The sequence below is a fragment of the Streptomyces sp. NPDC001380 genome, assembly GCF_042895785.1.
Taxonomy (GTDB): Bacteria; Actinomycetota; Actinomycetes; order Streptomycetales; family Streptomycetaceae; genus Peterkaempfera.
In genome coordinates this window covers 459,514-477,697 of sequence record NZ_JBIAWP010000002.1, presented here as the reverse complement: position 1 = coordinate 477,697, position 18,184 = coordinate 459,514, and the positions used below count along the sequence as shown (strand labels likewise).

Here is an 18,184-nt window from a genome sequence, read left to right as displayed (position 1 = left end):
CGCCTGTCCCCACCGCCCGCCCGGCCGCTTCCCTGCGACCGGCTCGACGAGGAGCCCGCGTTGCGTCCCGTCTACTTCGCCGCCGCCCGCCGCACCCCCGTCGGGCGGCTGCGCGGCGCCCTGTCCGCCGTCCGCCCCGACGACCTGGCCGCCGGCGTCCTCGCCGGCCTGCTGGCCGACGTCCCCGCCCTCGACCCGGCCCGCATCGACGACGTGTACTGGGGCGCCGCCAACCAGGCCGGCGAGGACAACCGCAACGTCGCCCGGATGGCCGTGCTCCTCGCCGGCCTGCCCGACAGCGTGCCCGGCGCGACCGTCAACCGGCTCTGCGCCTCCGGCATGGAGGCCGTCACCAGCGCCGCCCGCGCGATCGCCGCGGGCGAGGCGGAGGTCGCGGTGGCGGGCGGCTCGGAGTCGATGAGCCGGGCGCCGTTCGTGCTGGCCCGGCCCGACGAGGCGCTGCCGCACCGCATGGACACCTTCGACACCCGGCTCGGCTGGCGGCTGACCAACCCCCGGATGGCGGAGCTGCACGGCGTGCTCTCCATGGGCGAGACCGCCGAGGAGGTCGCGGAGCGGTACGGGATCGGGCGGGAGCGGCAGGACGCCTTCGCGCTGCGCAGCCACCGCAACGCGGCCGCCGCCCGCAAGGACGGGCACTTCGACGCCGAGATCCTGCCGGTGGTGCGGCCCGACGGCGTCGCGGTCACCGCCGACGAGTGCATCCGCGAGGACACCTCCGCCGAGCGGCTGGCCGCGCTGAAGCCGGTCTTCCGCAAGGGCGGCACCGTCACCGCGGGGAACTCCTCCCCGATGAACGACGGCGCGGCCGCCCTGCTGCTGGTGAGCGGGGAGGCGCTGCGCGACCTGGGCCTGGAGCCGCTGGGGCGGTACGCCGCCGGGGCGTCGGCCGGCGTCCACCCGGACACCATGGGCATCGGCCCGGTGCCCGCCACCCGCAAGGCACTCGCCCGGCTCGGCTGGGCGGTCGGCGACGTGGAGGAGGCCGAGTTCAACGAGGCCTTCGCCGCCCAGGCGCTGGCCTGCACCGACGCCCTGGGCGTCGACCCGGGGCTGGTCAACCCCAGCGGCGGCGCCATCGCGCTCGGCCACCCGCTGGGCTGCTCCGGCGCCCGCATCCTCACCACGCTGCTGCACCGGATGCGCCGCACCGGCGCCCGGCGCGGCCTGGCCACCATGTGCGTCGGCGTCGGCCAGGGCAGCGCCGTCCTCGTCGAGCGCGACTGACGCACCGCCACCTCCCCCTCCCTCCCCCTCCCTCCCCCTCCCCCCCTCTGCAGAGGAGCACGTCCGTGAGCAGGTTCACCGGCAGGGTCGCCGTCGTCACCGGCGCCGCACAGGGCATCGGCGCGGCCACCGCGCTGCGGCTGGCCGAGGAGGGCGCGGCGGTCGCCGTCGTCGACCTCACCGCCGAGCGGGCGCAGGGGACCGCCGACGCGGTCGCCGCCAAGGGCGGCACCGCGCGCGCCTACGGCTGCGACGTGGCCGACCACGAGGCCGTGGCGGCCGTCTTCGCCGAGGTCGTCCGGGACCTCGGCGGCCTGCACGTCCTGGTCAACAACGCGGGCATCACCCGGGACAACCTCTTCTTCCGGATGCCCCGGAGCGACTGGGACGCCGTCCTGACCGTCAACCTCACCAGCGCCTTCAACTGCGCGCAGGCCGCCCAGGCGTACATGGTGGAGCAGCGGTACGGGCGGATCGTCTCGCTCAGCAGCCGCTCGGCGCTGGGCAACCGGGGCCAGGCCAACTACGCCGCCGCCAAGGCCGGCATCCAGGGCCTGACCGCGACCCTCGCCATCGAGCTCGGCCCGTACGGGATCACCGCCAACGCCGTCGCCCCCGGCTACATCGCCACCGCCATGACCGCCGCCACCGCGGAGCGGGTCGGCTCCACCGCGGAGGAGCACCAGCGGCTGGCGGCCGAGCGCACCCCGCTGCGGCGGGTCGGGCAGCCGGAGGAGGTCGCCGCCGTGGTCGCCTTCCTCGCCAGCGACGACGCCTCCTACGTCTCCGGCCAGACCCTCTACGTCAACGGCGGCGCCCGCTGACGTGCCCGGGACCCCCGGCCCGGCGGCGGGCCCGGGGGTCCCCTCCGCCCGCGTTCCGGGTGCGGCGCCGCGGCGGGGGTGCCACGGTGGACACGGCACCGGCACGGGCGAGGAGAGGACACCCCAGTGGCACTGCACAAGGGCCGGGACGACGACCGGCGGCTGTCGGTCAACCCCTTCCTCGGCGAGGCGGACCCGCTCGGCCCCATGGAGGTCGCCCCGCCGGTGCACCGGCTGCCGGACGGCCCGATGCCGCCGTCCACCGCCTACCGGCTCATCCACGACGAGCTGCTGCTCGACGGCAACGCCAAGCTCAACCTGGCGACCTTCGTCACCACCTGGATGGAGCCGCAGGCGTCGGTGCTGATGGCCGAGTGCGTCGACAAGAACATGGTCGACAAGGACGAGTACCCGCAGACGGCCGAGCTGGAGCGGCGCTGCGTCGCCATGCTCGCCGACCTGTGGCACGCCCCGGACCCCGACGCAGCCGTGGGCTGCTCCACCACCGGCTCCAGCGAGGCGTGCATGCTCGCGGGCATGGCGCTCAAGCGCCGCTGGATGCACCGCAACGCCGACCGGTACGCCGCCGGGGCGCGGCCCAACCTGGTGATGGGCGTCAACGTGCAGGTCTGCTGGGAGAAGTTCTGCACCTACTGGGAGGTCGAGCCGCGGACCGCGCCCATGGAGGGCGAGCGGTTCCACCTGGACGCCGAGCGGGCCGCGGCCCTGTGCGACGAGGACACCATCGGCGTGGTCGCGGTGCTGGGCTCCACCTTCGACGGCAGCTACGAGCCGGTGTGGGACATCTGCGCCGCCCTCGACGGACTCCGGGAGCGCACCGGCCTCGACGTGCCCGTGCACGTCGACGGCGCCTCCGGCGCCATGGTGGCGCCCTTCCTCGACGAGGAGCTGGTGTGGGACTTCCGCCAGCCGCGGGTGGCCTCCATCAACACCTCGGGGCACAAGTACGGGCTGGTGTACCCGGGCGTGGGCTGGGCGCTGTGGCGGGACAAGGAGGCGCTCCCCGAGGAGCTGGTCTTCCGGGTCAACTACCTCGGCGGCGACATGCCGACCTTCGCGCTCAACTTCTCCCGCCCCGGCTCGGAGGTCGTCGCCCAGTACTACACCTTCCTGCGGCTCGGCCGGGACGGCTACCGGGCCGTGCAGCAGGCGTCCCGGGACGTCGCCGGGCGGCTGGCGCGCGGGATCGAGCAGCTGGGCTGCTTCCGGCTGCTGACCCGCGGCGACCAGCTGCCGGTCTTCGCCTTCACCACCGCCGACGACGTCACCTCCTTCGACGTCTTCGACGTGTCGCGGCGGCTGCGCGAGCGCGGCTGGCTGGTCCCCGCCTACACCTTCCCGGAGGACCGCACCGACCTGTCGGTGCTGCGGGTGGTCTGCCGCAACGGCTTCTCGGAGGACCTCGCCGACCTGCTCCTCGCCGACCTCGGCCGGCTGGTCGGGGAGCTCCGCCGGCAGCCCGCCCCGCTGCGGGAGACGGGCGTCGAGGTCCGCTCGGCGTTCCACCACTGACGGCGCGTGGCGTACCGTCGTCCCCCGCCCGTACCGTCACGCCGCTCCCGGAGGACCCATGGCCGAGCAGGCCCCCGCCCCCGCGCCCTTCACCCGCGAGGACCACGCCGCCCGGATGGACCGCGCCGCCCGCGACGCGGCCGCGGCGGGCCTGGCCGGACTGGTCGTCATGCCCGGGCCCGACCTGGCGTGGCTGACCGGCTACCTGCCGACCGCCACCACCGAGCGGCTCACCGCGCTGGTCCTGTCGGCCGGCGAGGAGCCGCGGATGCTGGTCCCCGCCCTGGAGCGCGGCGACGCCGAGGCGGCCCCGGGGGCGGGCGCGTTCGCCGTCTCCGACTGGCGCGACGGCCAGGACCCGTACGCCGCCGCGGCCGGCCTGCTGCGGCCCGACGGCCGGTACGGGATCTCCGACTCCTCCTGGGCGATGCACCTGCTGGGCCTGCAGCGGACCCTGCCGGGGACCTCGTACGCGGCGCTGAGCGAGGCGCTGCCGATGCTGCGGGCCGTCAAGGACGCGGCGGAGCTGGAGCGGCTGGCCGCCGCGGGCGCGGCCGCGGACGCCGCGTACCGGGACGTGCTGGGCGTGCGGTTCGCCGGGCGCCGGGAGTCGGAGGTGGCCGCCGACCTGGCGGCGCTGCTGCTGGAGCACGGGCACAGCCAGGTGGACTTCACGGTCGTCGGCTCCGGCCCCAACGGGGCGAACCCGCACCACGAGGCGGGCGGACGGGTGATCGGGGACGGCGACACGGTGGTGCTCGACTTCGGCGGGCTCAGGCACGGGTACGGCTCGGACACCAGCCGCACGGTGCACGTCGGGGAGCCCACCGCCGAGGAGCGGCGGGTGCACGACGTGGTGCGGGAGGCGCAGCAGGCCGCCTTCGAGGCGGTGCGGCCCGGGATCGCGTGCCAGGAGGTCGACCGGGTCGCGCGGGCGGTGATCACCGGGGCCGGGTACGGCGAGTACTTCATCCACCGGACCGGGCACGGCATCGGGGTCACCACGCACGAGCCGCCCTACATGGTGGAGGGCGAGGAGCTGCCGCTGGTGCCGGGGATGTGCTTCTCGATCGAGCCGGGGATCTACCTGCCGGGGCGGTTCGGGGTGCGGATCGAGGACATCGTGGTCTGCACGGAGGACGGCGGGCGGCGGCTGAACACCACCCCGCGCGAGATGGCGGTGGTGGCGTAGCGCGCCACGGCGCCCCCGCGCGGCCGGGCCGGGCCGCGCGGGGTGCCCGTGCCGACGTCAGGCGTCGGGCCGCATCTCGCCGAGCTGGGCGAGGTAGCGCTCGGCGGCGCGCAGCTTGCGGCCGTCGGGGCCCGGCACCCGGCCGCGCAGGGCGATCATGGCGGGGGCGATCCGGCGGGCCTCGGCGACGTCGTGGACGGCGCGCCAGCAGGCGTCGGCGTTGGAGGCGGCCTGGAGGGTCTCGGGGTGCTCGGGGCCCCGCACGGCGAGCAGCTTGAGTGCGACGTCGCGGTAGAGGTCGGCGGCGAGTGCCTGCCTGCCCGCCAGGCGGGAGACGTGGGCCCGCACCTGGCGGACGTGGAGCGCGGCGGGGGCGGCGTCGCCGTGCATGGCGACGGCCTGGCGCTCCAGGGTGGCCGCCAGGTCGGCGGCCGTGGCGTGCTCCCCCGCGTCGGCGGCGCGGACGATGCGGCCGATGGGCTCCCGGTACTCGGCCAGCGCGGCGGCGGGGTCCTCGGCGGGGGCGGGGGCGGTCTGCGGGACGGCCGCGGGCGGCGGTCCCGCGGGGGCGGCGGGGGCGGCCGCCTTGCCGAGGCGGACCGCGGGCGGCCGGGCCGGGGGCGGGGGTCCGGGCTTGTCCAGCGTGACCGGGGCGGCCGCGGCCGGACGCGACGCCGGGGCTCCGGGTGCCACCGGGTGGGACGCGGCAGCCGGGTGGGACGCCCCGGGCTTGTCGAGGAGGACGGCCGGCCTCGGCCCGGCCGGAGGGCCGGCGACGGCGGCGACGGCGGCCGGGACGGCGGCGGTGCCCGACACGGTGGTGGTCGCGGCCCGGGGGGCGGGGGCCGGTACGGGGGCGGCCGCGGCGGCCCCGTCGTGCGGCGCCTGCGGGGCGGGCTCCGTGCGGCGCGCGGTGTTGCGGAAGACCGGACGGCCGGGCCCGTGCGAGGCCACGACCAGCACGTCGGGCCGCAGCACCGACTGCACCTGGTGCTGGAGCTGCTCCGGGCTCAGCGCGGCCCCGGCGCCCGGCTGCCCGCTGTGCAGGGCCTCCACCAGGGCGCGGGTGAAGGTGCCGACCTGCTGCGGGTCCGGGTTGACCGCCGCCCACAGCGGCAGCCCCTCGGCCAGCGGCGAGGGGACGGTGTGCAGCATCGGCCAGACCGCCTCGTCGGCGCTGAGGTCCGCGATCACCAGGGCGCCCCACTCCGCGGGGCGCGTCCGCAGCTCGGCGGCGATCCACTGCCAGGGCAGGCCGTCGTGCCGCACGGTCGCGGGCCGGGTGTCGCGCAGGGCCAGATGGAGGCGGCCGCCGCGGCGGTCGGCGAGGACGTGTCCGGCCAGGTGGACCAGGACCGGTCCGGGGTGGCGGGCGGCGGACCGCAGGTGGGCGAGGACGGTCTGCGGGTCGGTGGCCGACGGCAGGTGGACGGCGTCCACGGCGTCGGCCGCCAGCAGCACCTGGGGCGAGACCGCGGCGAGCACCGCGGACAGCGCCGGCGCCCCGGCGGACACCGCCTGGCGGGACCACGGCCACCGGCCGGACGCGGCGAAGCCGCCCTCGACCACCAGGATCCGGCCGCGCGGCGCGGAGCCCGGGGCGGGTGCGTGCAGGGGGGCGGCCGTGCGGACGGCGCCGGCGACCGGCTGCAGCACGGCCGTCTCCGCCGCCGCGTCCGGCCACGGCGCCCCGACCGTCCGCGGGGGCGGCGGGGGGAGCGGCATGCGCATCGTGGTCCCCGGGGCCGCGGCCTCCGCACCGGGACCCGGACCCGTCGTACCGCCCGTCACCGTGCTCCCCGTCACCGCACGTCACCGTCCCGTCCCGCAGCCGCCCGCGCCGCTGCCGCGGCGTCCGTCCGCCGTGCGGCGCCGACCGCCGCCACCGGCGTGCGTCACCTTATGGGGTCGCCCCGGCGCTCGGCCATCCGGCGGCGCGGGGCGTCCGTCCGGACGGCCGGTGCGAAAGCCGCCTCCGGGGGGTGTACCGGCGCGGCCGTCCCCGGGGGCCGCCCCGGGCGGGGCCGGACCCCGACAGGCCGCCGGGCGCGGGCCGGTGGTGACGGAGGGTCGGCCGGCGGGGTGCGCGGTCAGGGCTGCTCCATCAGGTCGCGGAGCAGCGAGACGGTCTCGGGCTCGAGGTCGCGGGCGGCGTGGCGGCTGGTGGCGTCCAGGCGGTTGACGGCCTTGAGGAGCTGCTCCCGGGCGCCCGCGGAGGCGTAGACGTAGAGCAGGTCGCGGTGGAGGAGCTCGGCGTCGGGGCAGACCGCGAGGCCGCGGAAGGCCGCCGCCTCGGCGCTGCGGTAGTCGCCGTGCTGGAGGCGGCGGGCGGTGAGTTCGTGGGCGGTGTCGAGGACGGCGGCGACCATGTCCTCCCGGAAGGGCTCCGCCCACCCGTACGCACCGGCCGGGACCTCGGCGAACGGGGCGCCGCGCACCAGGGCGAGGGCGTGCGCGAGCGCGGCGTCGGCGGCGGGGCTGGTGCTGCGCATGCCGCGCCGGTACAGGCTGCGGAAGTCGTCCCAGTCGCAGGTGACGGCCGGTGAGAAGGTGTGGGCGCCGCTGGCGTCGGTGAGCAGCAGGCCGTCTCCCTCGGGGTCCTGGGCCAGCCAGTCGCGCAGCCGGTCCACCGAGGCGGCCAGGTCGCGGCCGGCCTGCTCGGCGGCCTCGGGGTCGCGGTGGACGGCCCCGGGGTGCAGGACGAGGTCCAGGGCCCGCTGGTCGCTGCCCGGGTTGAGGGCGAGGTACGCCGCCACCTCCGTCAGCCGGCCGCGGGCGGCGGGGTCCAGCGGGCCGGGGGCGCCGAGCACGTCCACCGGGCCGAGCAGCCGCACCCGGGGGGCGGTGCGGACCGTGTGGGCGTGGGTGGACCGCAGGATGGCGAGGAGGTCCTCGGCGTCGGTGCGGCCCGGGCGGGGCTGCTCCCCGGGCGTCCCGGCGGCCGGCGCGGGCGCGGGGGCCGGGGCCGGGGCCGGGGCGGGCGCGGGGGCCGGGGCGGGCGCGGACGCGGGGGGCTCCGCGGTGCGGGGGGCGGTGCGGGACGGGGGTGCGGGCGGCATCCGGACGGGGGCGGCCGGGTCGGTGCCGGCGAAGGCGCTCGTACCGGTCCCGACCTGCGGGCGCAGGACGGTGAGGGCGGGCAGGGCCGTGCGCCGGGGCACGGCGGCGGCGCCGTGACCCCCGCCGTCGGGGCCGGAGGCCTCCCCGGCGTCCCCGGCCTCCCAGGGGCCCTCGCCCTGCCAGGGGTCCGGGGGGCAGGCCCCGGCCTCGCGGTCGAGGAACGGCCAGTGCGCGGGGTCCGGCTCCGGCCCCTCGACGGTCCAGTCCGGTGCGGGGAGCTGCTCGGTGCTGCCGGAGGCGCGCAGCAGGTCGCCCCAGAGGGCGTACTGCTCCGCCGTCAGCCGCTGCAGCTCCACGGTGAGGCCGAGGCCCGGCAGCGCGGTGGGGCCGGACGCGGCGAGGGTCCAGCGGGCGACCGGCCCGTCGCCCCGCGCCGGGGCCCGGGTCACCGCCGCCACGCAGGTGCGGGGGCGGGCGTCGAGCAGCCGGCCGAGGTCCTCGGGGGCGGTCCCGGCGGGGGCGTGGCCGCAGAGCACCACCTCGGGCGTCCAGGCGTCGTCGGCGAGGCCGCGGCTGCGCGCCTCCCGGGGGTGCGCCGCACCGGCCGCGGCCAGGGCGGAGCGGGCGGCGGCGTCGCGGTCGGCGAGCCGGCGGAGCGCCTCGTCGAGGGTGCCGTGCCGCTGCACCCGGGCGGCGGCCCGGTCGGCGGCGGGCAGGTCGGGGGCGGCGTCGACCAGGTGCAGGTGCAGGTCCTCGGCGAAGGGGCTGTGGGCGAGCTCCAGCGCGAGGGCCCGCTGCACGGACCGGACGTCGTCGGGGTCGCCGGAGAGGTGGACCAGCCGGACGGCCTCCAGGTCGACCAGGACGGCCCCTCCGTCGGGCGCGGAGCCGATCCCGACCAGGGCCGGGTAGGGGGCGGGCACGGCGGCGGCCTCGTCGGCGGGCAGCAGGTCCGGGGCGTCGGGCGGGCACCACCAGGTGGTGGAGGCGTGGGACGCGCGGAAGGGGGAGACGGGCACGGCGGGGACGGACAGGTGCAGTTCGACGGTGTGGCCGGGGGTGATCCGGACGGCGGTGAGGGCGGGCAGCCGCCGGCCGGCGGCGGCCGTGTTGCGGGCGAGGGTGCGCAGGGCCCGGTCCACCAGGTCGAGCCCGGCGGCGTCCTGACGTGCCCGCAGCTCCGCCTCGAAGGCGGCGGCGGGCGGCGGCGGCAGGGCGATGCGGTGGCGGGGGCGGCGGCGCTGCTGCTGGCGGCCCCGCCGGGCGGCGACCGCGCCGACGAGGAGGGCGGCCAGCAGGACCGTCACACCGGAGGCGGTGAGGGCGGCGGCGCTCGGGTCGCGGTCGGCGGAGGCGGTGGGGGTGCCGCCGTCGGACGGGTCCGCGGGGGTGGCGGGGGCGGTGGTGGGGGTGGGGGCCTCGGACTGCGGGGCCTCGGACCGGGGCTCCCCGGACTGCGACGCCTGCGGCTCGGGGGTGCGGGTGGCGGGGGCTGTGGAGGCGCCCGGGGCGGGTGTCGCCGGGGCGGACCCCCCGGGGGCGCCCGGCCCGTCCGCACCGGGTCCGTCCGCACCGGGCGGGGTGGTGCCGGGCGGGGTGGCGCCGTCCCCCGCCGGGGGCGGGGTCGTCCCGGGCGCCGGGGTGCCGGGCCGGGCGCCGGGGACCGCCAGGACCATGCCGGGGGCGATGACGTCCGGGTCGGTGAGCCGCTCGCCGTCCGGGGCGCGGACCCCCCGGTTCGCCTCGTACAGGCGCGGCCACGCGTCCGCGTCGCCCAGCTCGCGCCCGGCGATCGCCGAGAGCGTGTCGCCCGGCCGCACGGTGACGGCGGCGTGCTCCGGGGTGCTCCCCCCCGGGTCGGCGGGCGCGTCCTGCCCGGCGGCGTCGGGCCGGGCGTCGTCCGGCATCAGCAGCCGCCAGCCGGGCTGGATGGGCCGGTCCGCGTCGAAGCGGCGGCCCTGGTCGTCCATCACCAGGCCGTCGTTGAGCCGGGCGATCTCCTGCCACCGCTCCCCCGACCCCAGCTGCCGCTCGGCGATGGTCCACAGGCTGTCGGCGGGCCGGGTGTCCCGCACGGTGTAGACGGGCCGGTCGGCGGCGGGCGCCGCCGCCCCGGGCCGGGGGGCGGGGGCCGCGGGGAGCGCGGCGTGCCGCGGTGCGGCGGTGATCGCCGCCGGCGCGTGGACCGGCGCGGCGAAGGCGCCCCCGGCGGCGGGCAGCACCGCGAGGACGGCGCCGACCAGCCCGGCGGCGGCCCGCTGGCTCCAGCCGAGGACCGGCAGGCGCCGGGCGACGCGGCCGCGCAGCTGGGCGGGGACCTCCACCAGCACGGAGAGCGCGAAGCAGAGCCACGCGGCCCAGCCGACGGCGACCAGCGCCCACAGGAAGAGGCGCCCGTCGTCGGGGCGGGTCAGCAGGTCGAGGACGCCGCCGTGCGCGGGCGCGCCCATGCCGGCCACGGCGCGGGTGCCGAGGAGCAGCAGGGCGGGCACGCCCGCGAGCAGGGCCGCCAGCGCGACGGCCGCCGCCGCGGCGGCGGCCAGTGACCGCAGCCGCCCGCGGCCGGGCCCGCCGCCGCGCGGGGGGAGGGGTGCGGGCGCACCGCGGCGCACCGGTCGGTGGACTTCCGCTCGTGGGGCGGTCATCAGCCGTTCTCCGCTTCTCCGACGCCGCGCACCAGGCTGGCACTGCCCTCGCCGTGCACGGTCATGCTGCCGATACCGATCACGCCCAGCAGGGCGGTGTCGTACTCGCCGTCCACGGTGACGCGGACGGTCCTGCCGTCGGCACTGACGACGGCCTCGCCGCGCACGCCGCTGCCCGCCAGGTACCGCGCCGCCGCGGCGCGGGCGGCGGCCGGGTCGACCACCACCGGTCCGCCGGAGAGGGCGGCGGCCGGGTCGACCTGCTGCCCGGCGGCGCGGGCGGCCTCCTGGGCGAGGGCGTCGGCGCGCTCGACGGCGCGCAGCCGGCCGCCGCAGTCGATGACGATGCCGATGACGGCCAGCAGGCCGACGGCGCAGATCGCGACGAAGACCGACACCGACCCGGCGTCGGTGCGCCGCGCCCCGGCGCGCCCGCCCGCCGCACGCCCGCCCGCCGCACGCCTGTCCGCCGCACGCCCGCCCGCCGGGCTCCTGCCCGTCGCCGCACGCCCGCCCTCCGCGGTCCGGGCCATCTCAGCGCCCCCGGTAGCGGTCGACGACCGAGGTGAACCGGCCGGTCATGGTGCGGGAGCCGGGCAGCCCGGAGAGCAGCAGGTCGTCCAGCTGCACGGTGCAGCGGACCACCGCGGTCACCTCGCCCGTCTGCCCGAGGGGCGCGCCGAGCCCCGCGGTGTCCACGTCGACGCTCCGGGCGGTGCAGTGCACGCCCTGCTGACGCAGCGTCTCCTCGGCGGCGCCCGACGCGGCCTGCTGCGCCGCCTCGGCGGTGCGGGCCAGCGAGGCGCTGCGGGCCGCGGCGCGGGCGGCCGCGTCGACGGTGCCGCCGGCCGTCTGGAGCCGCCCGGCGGCGACGGCGAGCAGGACGAAGAGGATCAGCGCGGGGGCGATGATCGCCGCCTCCAGCGCCACGCTCCCCTCCTCGCCCCGGCCGCCGGGGGCGGCGCCGCGGGTCCTCACGGCCGGGCCTCCTGTCCTCACGGTCGGGCCTCCTGGGGGACGAACCGCTCGACGGGGGCGGTCACGTGCTGGGTGATCAGCTGCCCGTCGAGGCCGGGCAGCAGGGACTGGGCGCGGACGGTCACGGTGATGCGGACCACGGCGGCCGTGCTCCCGTCCGACGAGACCCGGGGGTCGGAGACGGCCGTGCCCGCCCGGTCGAGGAACGCCCGGGCCCGGGCGGTGCCGTCCGCCGGTCCGGCCCGGTGGGCGCGGCCCGCCTCGGCGCCCTCGCGGGCGGCGGTGAGGGCGACCTGGCGGGCGTACCACCACAGGGACGCCTGGACGACGAGCAGCACCAGGACGAGGACGGCGGGGAGGACGAGGGCGAGGCTGACGCTCATGGAGCCGTCGTCCGCCCGCCGCCGCGGCCGGGGGCGCCGCAGGGGGGCGGACCGGCTCACTTGTCCCCGGGGATCTTCGCGGTGACGTTGTCGGCGAGCCTGGTCAGGGCGACCACCACCCCGCCCGCCACCGCCACCAGGGCGATGATGGCGAGGGCGAGCTCGATGGAGATGGCGCCGCGGTCGCCGTCGCGGGCGGCCCGGCGGGCGCGGTCCACCCGGTACCGGACCAGGTGGACGCCCATCAGCAGCGGCAGCAGGGCGGTGGCGGCGGTCAGGGCCGCCAGGGCCGCCAGGGGTGCGGGGGCCGCGGGGCGGCGGCCGGTCAGGTGCTTCATGTCTCGGTGCTCCCGGTTCTGCGGGCGGGGGTTCGGGGGTGCGGTGCGGGGCGGCCGGGGGTCAGCCGCTGTGGAGCATCTGGTAGAGGGCGGGGAAGGCGATCAGGGCGGTCATCAGCATGGTCAGGGCGGATCCGGGGGCGACCATGCGCTCGCTGTCGGTGTTGGCGCGGGCGAGGTCCTCGGCGAGGAGTTCGGCGCGCAGGCTCCTGGACCGGGCCCGCAGCGTGTCGTACACGGCGGCGCCGTCGGTGCCGGAGATGCGCATGATGTCGGCGACGTCCTGCAGGGGGGTGAGGCCGAGCTCGTCGGCGAGCGCGTCCAGCCCGTCCCACGGCGGGAGCCGGTCGGTGGCGGCGCGGTCCAGGGCGTCGGAGAGCCGCCGGAAGACCGCGCCGCGGCCCACGGCGGCGGCGCGGACGAGGGAGTCGGCGGGGCCGCAGTCGGCGGCGCGCTCCAGGGCGACCAGTTCGAGGTAGGAGGCGACGCCGTGCAGGTACTCCACCCGCGCCTCCTTGGCCTCGCCGCGCACCACCGCGTCCGGCACCATCCAGAGCACGGCGGCGAGCACCGGCCCGGCGAGGGCGGGCAGCAGCACGGGGAGCGCCACGTCGAGGAGGGCCGCGAGCGCGCCCAGGTAGGCGGGGAGCAGCAGGCCGAGCAGGGCGAAGAGCAGCTTGTGGAGCATGAAGCGGGCCGGGGTGCGGCCGATCAGCGCCAGTTCGCGGCGCGGGATGCGGGCACCGGGCAGGGTGGTGCACCGCTCCCCGAGCCGGTCGTACCAGCGGTCGGGCGCGGCGGGGGCTCCGGGCCGCTCCCGGGCGGGGGCGCGGTGCAGCCGGTCGAGGGCGGAGCCGAGGTCGGGCGGGGCGGGGCGCAGCTCGGACGCCAGCAGCGCGACGCCGCCCGCGGCGGCGGCGCCCGCGAGGACGGCCCAGGGGGAGATCATCGCAGCTCCTTGGCGGGGGTCGCGGCGGGCAGCGGGCCGGTCCGCACCGGCCCGGCGCCGTCCGCGCCGGCGCCGGGCGCGCGGTCGCCGTCCTCCTCGTCGGCGGCCTCCGGCCGGGGGGCGCCGACGCGGCTGCGCCGGTCGGGCTCCAGCAGGCGGGGCAGCGGCGGGTGGGAGGCCAGGCTGCGCATCCACAGCACGACGGCGACGAAGGCCGCGGCGAGCAGCGCCAGCACCAGCTGGCCGAGGACGGTGCCGTAGGGGGCGGTGTAGCGGCGGTTGAAGGACCCGGCCACGACCACGCCGAGGATGATGGTGACCAGCCACCGCACGGTGGTGCGGTGCTTGGCCCGGTCGGCCTCGATCGCGCGGCGCTGGCGGACCTCCTCGCGGACCGACTCGGCCATGTCGGCGAGGGCGCGGGCCAGGCCCGGCCCGCGGTCGGAGGCCCGCAGCACCAGGGCGGCGAGGACCTTGTCGGCGGTGGCGTCGCACAGCTGGTCGGCGAAGGCCCGCAGCGCCTCCTCGGGCCGCCAGCGGGCCTGGAGGCGGGAGGCCAGGTCGGCGACCTCGCCCTCCAGCAGGGCGGGGGCGGTCCGGCGGCTGGTGACGATGGCCTGCTCCAGGCCGACGCCGAGGAGCAGCACGTCGGCGAGGCGCTGGGTCCACTCGGAGAGCGCCTCCAGCTTCTCCACCCGGTGGGTGTGGGAGCGGGTGGTGTCGAAGAGCCAGGGGATGCCGAAGACGGCAGCGGGCACCAGCAGCACGGTCAGCGGGACCCCGCTGAAGAGCCACATCAGCGGCCCGCCGGCGGCGGACGCGCCGAGCTGGACGCGGCGCAGGCGCAGCACGCGCGGGTCGGCGGTCCCGGGCGCGCCGTACCAGAGGGTGCGCAGCCGGAGCGCGAGCGGGCCGGGCCCGTCGGACGCGGCGGCCCCGGCGCCGAGCAGCCAGGCGGCCAGGCCGACCAGTCCGGCGGCGACGGCGGCGCCGCACACGGCGTAGAGGAGCATCAGGCACGCCCTCCGATCCGCAGGTCGAGGGGGGCGCCCCAGGCGCCGTGGGGGGACTGCAGCATGCGGTCGTCGAACCCGGCGCGCCGCAGGTCGTCGAGGCAGGCGGGCGGCGTGCGGGGCACCGCGCGCGGCTCGCCGTCGCGGGGGCCGAAGACGGTGTTCATGGCGGGCCGCCCGCTCTCGCCGAGGCCGGTGACCTCCAGGACGTGCGAGACGAAGCGGTGGCGGCGGCCGCCGACGGCGGTCTCGTCGACCATGGCGACGTGCACGACGAAGTCCACGGCGTTGGCGGTGAGCCGGTAGGCGAGGGTGTCGGTCATGTGGGCGCCGTACTCCAGGCAGAGCTCGGCGATCCGGTCGACGACCATGTGGGGGCCGCGGGCGTGCAGGGTGCACATGGAGCCGCCCTCGCCGTTGGTCATCACCCGCAGCATGGGCACGACCTCGGAGGAGCGGACCTCGCCGACGATGATGCGCGAGAGCGTCATGCGCAGCGCGGCGGGGATCAGCTCACCGATCGTCAGCTCGCCCGCGGTGCGGCCGTCGACCCGCTCGCCGTTGCCCTCGCGGGCCTCCATGGGCACGACCTGCCGCAGGTGGCCGAGGGTGTGCAGCCACAGCTCGTACTCGCTCTCCAGGGTGCCCACCCGCTCGTCCGGCGGGATCTCCCCGGCCATGGCGCGCAGCAGGCTGGTCTTGCCGACGCCCTGGGTGCCGGTGATCATCACGTTCTTGCGGGCCCGGATGGCGGCGGCGAGGAACGCCGCGAGGGTGGGGTCCACCGTGCCGAGCGCGACCAGGTCGCGCAGCGTCGCGGACGCCACCCGGTGGCGGCGGATCGCCACGTACGGGCGGGGGGTGACCTCGGTGAGGGCCTGGAGGCGCATGCCGCCCTCCAGGCGCAGGGCGAGGGTGGGGCTGGCGGTGGAGAGGCTGCGCTCGCCGCCGCCGTGCTGGCGGGCGAGGTCCTGGAGGAGCTCGACGAGCTCGGTGTCGCTGTCGGCGACCGGGGGGACGCGGCGCAGCGGCTGGTGGACCTTCGAGACCCAGACGTCGTCGCAGCCGTTGATGAGGATGTTCTCGATGTCGGGGTCGTCGAGGTACGGCTGGAGGCGCCCGGCCCGGAACAGCAGGTCGTAGACGGCCTCGGCCAGCGCCCGGTCCTGCTCCCGGGTGGGCGGCACGCCGTGCGCCTGGGCGTGGGCGTCGGACCAGCGGGCGACGGCCTCCTCGATCAGGGCCCGGCCGCGCTGGCGGCGGTGGGCGGCGTCGGCGCCCGCGCCGTGCGGCTGCCGGGCGAGCTGCTCGTGCAGTTCGGCGGCGACCTGGCGCTTGAGCTCGCGGGCGACCTGCGGGTCGACGGCGGCGGGGGCCGCGGCGACGGTGGCGGGGGCGGTCCAGCCCGCGGTCCAGCCGGCGGGCGGCGCGGCGGGGGTGCCGCCGGGCGCGGGCGCCGGCGCGGACAGGGCGGGCAGGCGGGCGGGGTCGGCGGGGGCGCCCCCCTGCGGGACCGGCCGGGCGGCCGCGTAGGGGTGGCCGGCGGCCGCGGGGGCGGCGGGGGCGGCGGACCGGGGGGCGGTGTCGGCGGGCCTGCCGTGCAGGGGGGCTCCGTACGGGGAGCCGCCGTGCGGGGGCTCGCCGTTCGGGGGCCCGCCGTTCGGGGGCCCGGCGGCGGGGCCGCCGGGGACGGGGCCGCCGGGGACGGGGCGGCCGCGCAGGGGCTCACCGTGCACGGAGCACCTCCTCGCCCTGGTCGGCGGTCCCGCGGGGGCCGGTCCCGCCCTGGGGCGGGAAGGGCGCGGGCGGGGCCGGCTGCGGCGCCACCGGGCCGGGAAGCGGCCCGTACGGGACGCCCGGGGCCGGCACGCCGTCACCCGCGCGCGGCGGGACGGAGGTGGCGAAGGGGTCCGGGTGCGCGGGGGCGGACCGGTCCGCGGGGTGCGCCGGCCCGGCGGCGAAGGGGTTCGGCGCCGCGGCGGACGGGGCGTGGCCGGCCGCGGGGCCGTACGGCGCGGCGGCGGGCGGTGCGCCCCCGTACGGGTCGGTCCCGTACGGCGCGGTCCCGTACGGCGCGGTCCCGTACGGCGCGGTCCCCGGGCCGGGGAACGGGGCCGGTGCGGAAGCGGGCTGCGGGGCGGCGTGCGGCGGGAAGGGGGCGGGCGCGGGGAACGGGGCGGGCGCCGGGGGCTGCGGGGCGAGGCCCGTCAGCGGACCGGTCGCGGCGGCCGTGCCGCCGCCCGGCGCGGATCCGTACGGCACGGCACCCTGGACCGCGCCGCCGTACGGGGCACCGCCCCGGGCCGCGCCGCCCTCCCCCGCGGCCCCGTACGGGAGGGCGCCCGGCGGCGGGGAGTCCTGCCGCGGGGCCGCGGCGCCGGGGGCGAGCCGCACCCGCCGCCGGGCCGCCAGCAGCCGCACCTCGTCGGCGGCCGAACGGGCCGCCCGCATCAGCTCCGAGCGCACAAAGCGCCGGTCGGTGGTCTCCCCGCCGTCCGAGAGCACCCGCGCGGTGCGCGGCGCGTACGGCAGCAGCCCCAGCACGGGCGCGCCCAGCTCGCGGGAGACGTCGGCGGCCGGGTAGGGGCCCTCCTCGACGAGGAGCAGGCCGAGGGCGTCCGCGCCGGTGCCCGCCGTGTCCAGGTCGTCGCGGAGCGCCGCGAGGCGGGGCCGGGCGGCGCTGAGCCCGCGCAGCGTGGAGCGCACGGTCAGCAGCACCGCGTCCGCCCGCCGGGCGAGGGGTGCCCCGGCCCCGTGCGCGCCCGAGCGGCCCAGGTCGACGACGACGTCGTAGCCGTGCTGCTCCAGGGCCTGGAACGCCTCGGCCAGCGGCTCCCAGGTGTAGGCGAGGCCGACGGCCTGGGCGGGGTCGGTCAGTCCGGGCAGCAGCAGCCGGTCGGCGGCGCCCCCGGGCGACAGGTCGACCAGCTGCTCCCACAGCTCCTCGGCGAGCCGGCCGCGGCGGTCGGCGACGGCCAGGTTGCGCAGCCCGTACACCGCCTCGACGCGGCCCTCCAGGGCGCCGGCGAGGACGGCGCCGCCGTCCGGGTCGCACTCGGCGAGCAGGACGCGGCGGCCCTCCGGCAGCGGCCAGGCCAGCAGCAGGGCGAGGGCGGAGGTGGTCGCCCCGGGGGCGCCCGGAGTGCCGGCGACCGCGATCACCGCCATCAGCCGCCGCTCCTCTCGGGGACGGGGGCCAGGACGACGAGGAACCTGCCGCTCGCCACGATCTCCGCGAGCCGCGGCCCGTCGGAGGCGTCGACGGCCATGTCGACGACGGTGGTGCCGTCGGTGTCGGTGCCGCCCACGGTGACGACGGTGGCGGACAGGGTCTGGGGGCGGGCGGCCGGGGAGGACGCGGAGCCGCTGCGGTCGGCGTCCGGCGTGGAGACCACGAGCACCCGGCGGCCCGGCTTGAGGGCGGTGGCGGGCAGCTGGGTGTGCTTGGCGGCGACGCCGACGATCTGCTGCCCGGCCTGCACGACCGCCTGGTCGGTGACGTCGGCCTTGGTGAGGAGGGAGCCGCGTTTGAGGTCGTTGGTGGCGCGCATGCCGACGGCGCGGTCCAGGTCGGCGCCGTCCAGCGGGCGCAGCGCGGGGTCGCCCGCGATCCGGGCGACGGTGAGGTCGCCCGCGGTGAGCTGCTGGCCCGCCGGGACGTCGCGGGCCAGGGCCAGGACGGAGACCCGCTCACCGGTGGCGGTGTAGAGGGCGGCGCCGCCGAGCCCGCCCGCCGCGACCAGCGCGACCGACAGGGCCAGCACGGCGGGGCGCCGGCGCCGGGCGCGCAGCGCCCTGGGGGGCGCGACCGCGGCGGGGCGGTCCGGTGCGGCCCGGTCCGGCGCGGTCCGCTCGGGCGGCCTGCCGTCGCCGCCGGCGGCCGGCGCCGGCGGGGACGCCGACAGCGACGGGAATGCCCTGTTCTCCACCCGACTGTGCCTTCCGTGCGTGGCGCCCGTGCCCGCCGGGCCGGTGCGCGCGAGGTGCGGTGGTGCGTGCGGTGCGGTGCGGTGGTGCGGAT

Annotated in this window: 15 protein-coding genes; 4 read left to right on the top strand and 11 right to left on the bottom strand. The window is 79.3% G+C overall.

The window, feature by feature from the left end; translation table 11 throughout:
* Positions 1 to 60 precede the first annotated feature (60 nt).
* From ACFY07_RS04790 to ACFY07_RS04775, 4 genes are all read left to right on the top strand, one after another.
* On the top strand, positions 61 to 1,248 hold the full coding sequence (locus ACFY07_RS04790; RefSeq protein ID WP_390867381.1) for a thiolase family protein: 1,188 nt from the start codon (positions 61 to 63) through the stop codon (positions 1,246 to 1,248).
* A 65-nt stretch (positions 1,249 to 1,313) separates the two neighbouring features.
* Positions 1,314 to 2,072 (top strand): 3-oxoacyl-ACP reductase FabG, encoded by a 759-nt coding sequence (gene fabG / locus ACFY07_RS04785; protein ID WP_390867380.1) that lies wholly within the window; start codon positions 1,314 to 1,316, stop codon positions 2,070 to 2,072.
* Between the two features lie 126 nt (positions 2,073 to 2,198).
* Positions 2,199 to 3,605: a glutamate decarboxylase gene (locus ACFY07_RS04780; RefSeq protein ID WP_390867379.1), complete on the top strand. Its 1,407-nt coding sequence runs from the start codon at positions 2,199 to 2,201 to the stop codon at positions 3,603 to 3,605.
* 58 nt (positions 3,606 to 3,663) lie between these two features.
* Positions 3,664 to 4,797, top strand: a complete 1,134-nt coding sequence (locus ACFY07_RS04775) for an aminopeptidase P family protein (protein WP_390867378.1) — start codon at positions 3,664 to 3,666, stop codon at positions 4,795 to 4,797.
* A gap of 57 nt (positions 4,798 to 4,854) precedes the next feature.
* Here ACFY07_RS04775 and ACFY07_RS04770 read toward each other — a convergent pair whose 3' ends face one another.
* The 11 genes from ACFY07_RS04770 to ACFY07_RS04720 form a co-directional block, all read right to left on the bottom strand.
* Positions 4,855 to 6,522 carry a hypothetical protein gene (locus tag ACFY07_RS04770; protein WP_390867376.1) on the bottom strand — a complete coding sequence of 556 codons (1,668 nt, stop codon included), beginning with the start codon at positions 6,520 to 6,522 and terminating at the stop codon, positions 4,855 to 4,857.
* A 365-nt stretch (positions 6,523 to 6,887) separates the two neighbouring features.
* A complete protein-coding gene (locus ACFY07_RS04765) occupies positions 6,888 to 10,502 on the bottom strand; it encodes a LysM peptidoglycan-binding domain-containing protein (protein ID WP_390867375.1) in 3,615 nt (1,204 codons plus the stop codon).
* Positions 10,502 to 10,900: a hypothetical protein gene (locus tag ACFY07_RS04760; RefSeq protein ID WP_390867374.1), complete on the bottom strand. Its 399-nt coding sequence runs from the start codon at positions 10,898 to 10,900 to the stop codon at positions 10,502 to 10,504. The genes ACFY07_RS04765 and ACFY07_RS04760 overlap by 1 nt, the downstream gene beginning before the upstream one ends.
* A gap of 136 nt (positions 10,901 to 11,036) precedes the next feature.
* Positions 11,037 to 11,480 (bottom strand): TadE/TadG family type IV pilus assembly protein, encoded by a 444-nt coding sequence (locus ACFY07_RS04755; protein ID WP_390867373.1) that lies wholly within the window; start codon positions 11,478 to 11,480, stop codon positions 11,037 to 11,039.
* A gap of 17 nt (positions 11,481 to 11,497) precedes the next feature.
* Positions 11,498 to 11,863 (bottom strand): TadE/TadG family type IV pilus assembly protein, encoded by a 366-nt coding sequence (locus ACFY07_RS04750; protein WP_390867372.1) that lies wholly within the window; start codon positions 11,861 to 11,863, stop codon positions 11,498 to 11,500.
* Positions 11,864 to 11,919: 56 nt separating this feature from the next.
* Positions 11,920 to 12,201, bottom strand: a complete 282-nt coding sequence (locus ACFY07_RS04745) for a hypothetical protein (protein WP_390867371.1) — start codon at positions 12,199 to 12,201, stop codon at positions 11,920 to 11,922.
* A 61-nt stretch (positions 12,202 to 12,262) separates the two neighbouring features.
* Entirely contained in the window at positions 12,263 to 13,150 is an 888-nt protein-coding gene (locus ACFY07_RS04740) for a hypothetical protein (protein ID WP_230647985.1), read from the bottom strand.
* Positions 13,147 to 14,163 carry a type II secretion system F family protein gene (locus ACFY07_RS04735; protein ID WP_390867370.1) on the bottom strand — a complete coding sequence of 339 codons (1,017 nt, stop codon included), beginning with the start codon at positions 14,161 to 14,163 and terminating at the stop codon, positions 13,147 to 13,149. Before ACFY07_RS04735 ends, ACFY07_RS04740 begins: the two co-directional genes overlap by 4 nt.
* Positions 14,163 to 15,899: a CpaF family protein gene (locus ACFY07_RS04730; RefSeq protein ID WP_390867369.1), complete on the bottom strand. Its 1,737-nt coding sequence runs from the start codon at positions 15,897 to 15,899 to the stop codon at positions 14,163 to 14,165. The genes ACFY07_RS04735 and ACFY07_RS04730 overlap by 1 nt, the downstream gene beginning before the upstream one ends.
* Entirely contained in the window at positions 15,889 to 17,331 is a 1,443-nt protein-coding gene (locus ACFY07_RS04725) for a hypothetical protein (protein WP_390867368.1), read from the bottom strand. Before ACFY07_RS04725 ends, ACFY07_RS04730 begins: the two co-directional genes overlap by 11 nt.
* Positions 17,331 to 18,092, bottom strand: a complete 762-nt coding sequence (locus ACFY07_RS04720; RefSeq protein ID WP_390867367.1) for an SAF domain-containing protein — start codon at positions 18,090 to 18,092, stop codon at positions 17,331 to 17,333. The genes ACFY07_RS04725 and ACFY07_RS04720 overlap by 1 nt, the downstream gene beginning before the upstream one ends.
* Between the last annotated feature and the right edge of the window lie 92 nt (positions 18,093 to 18,184).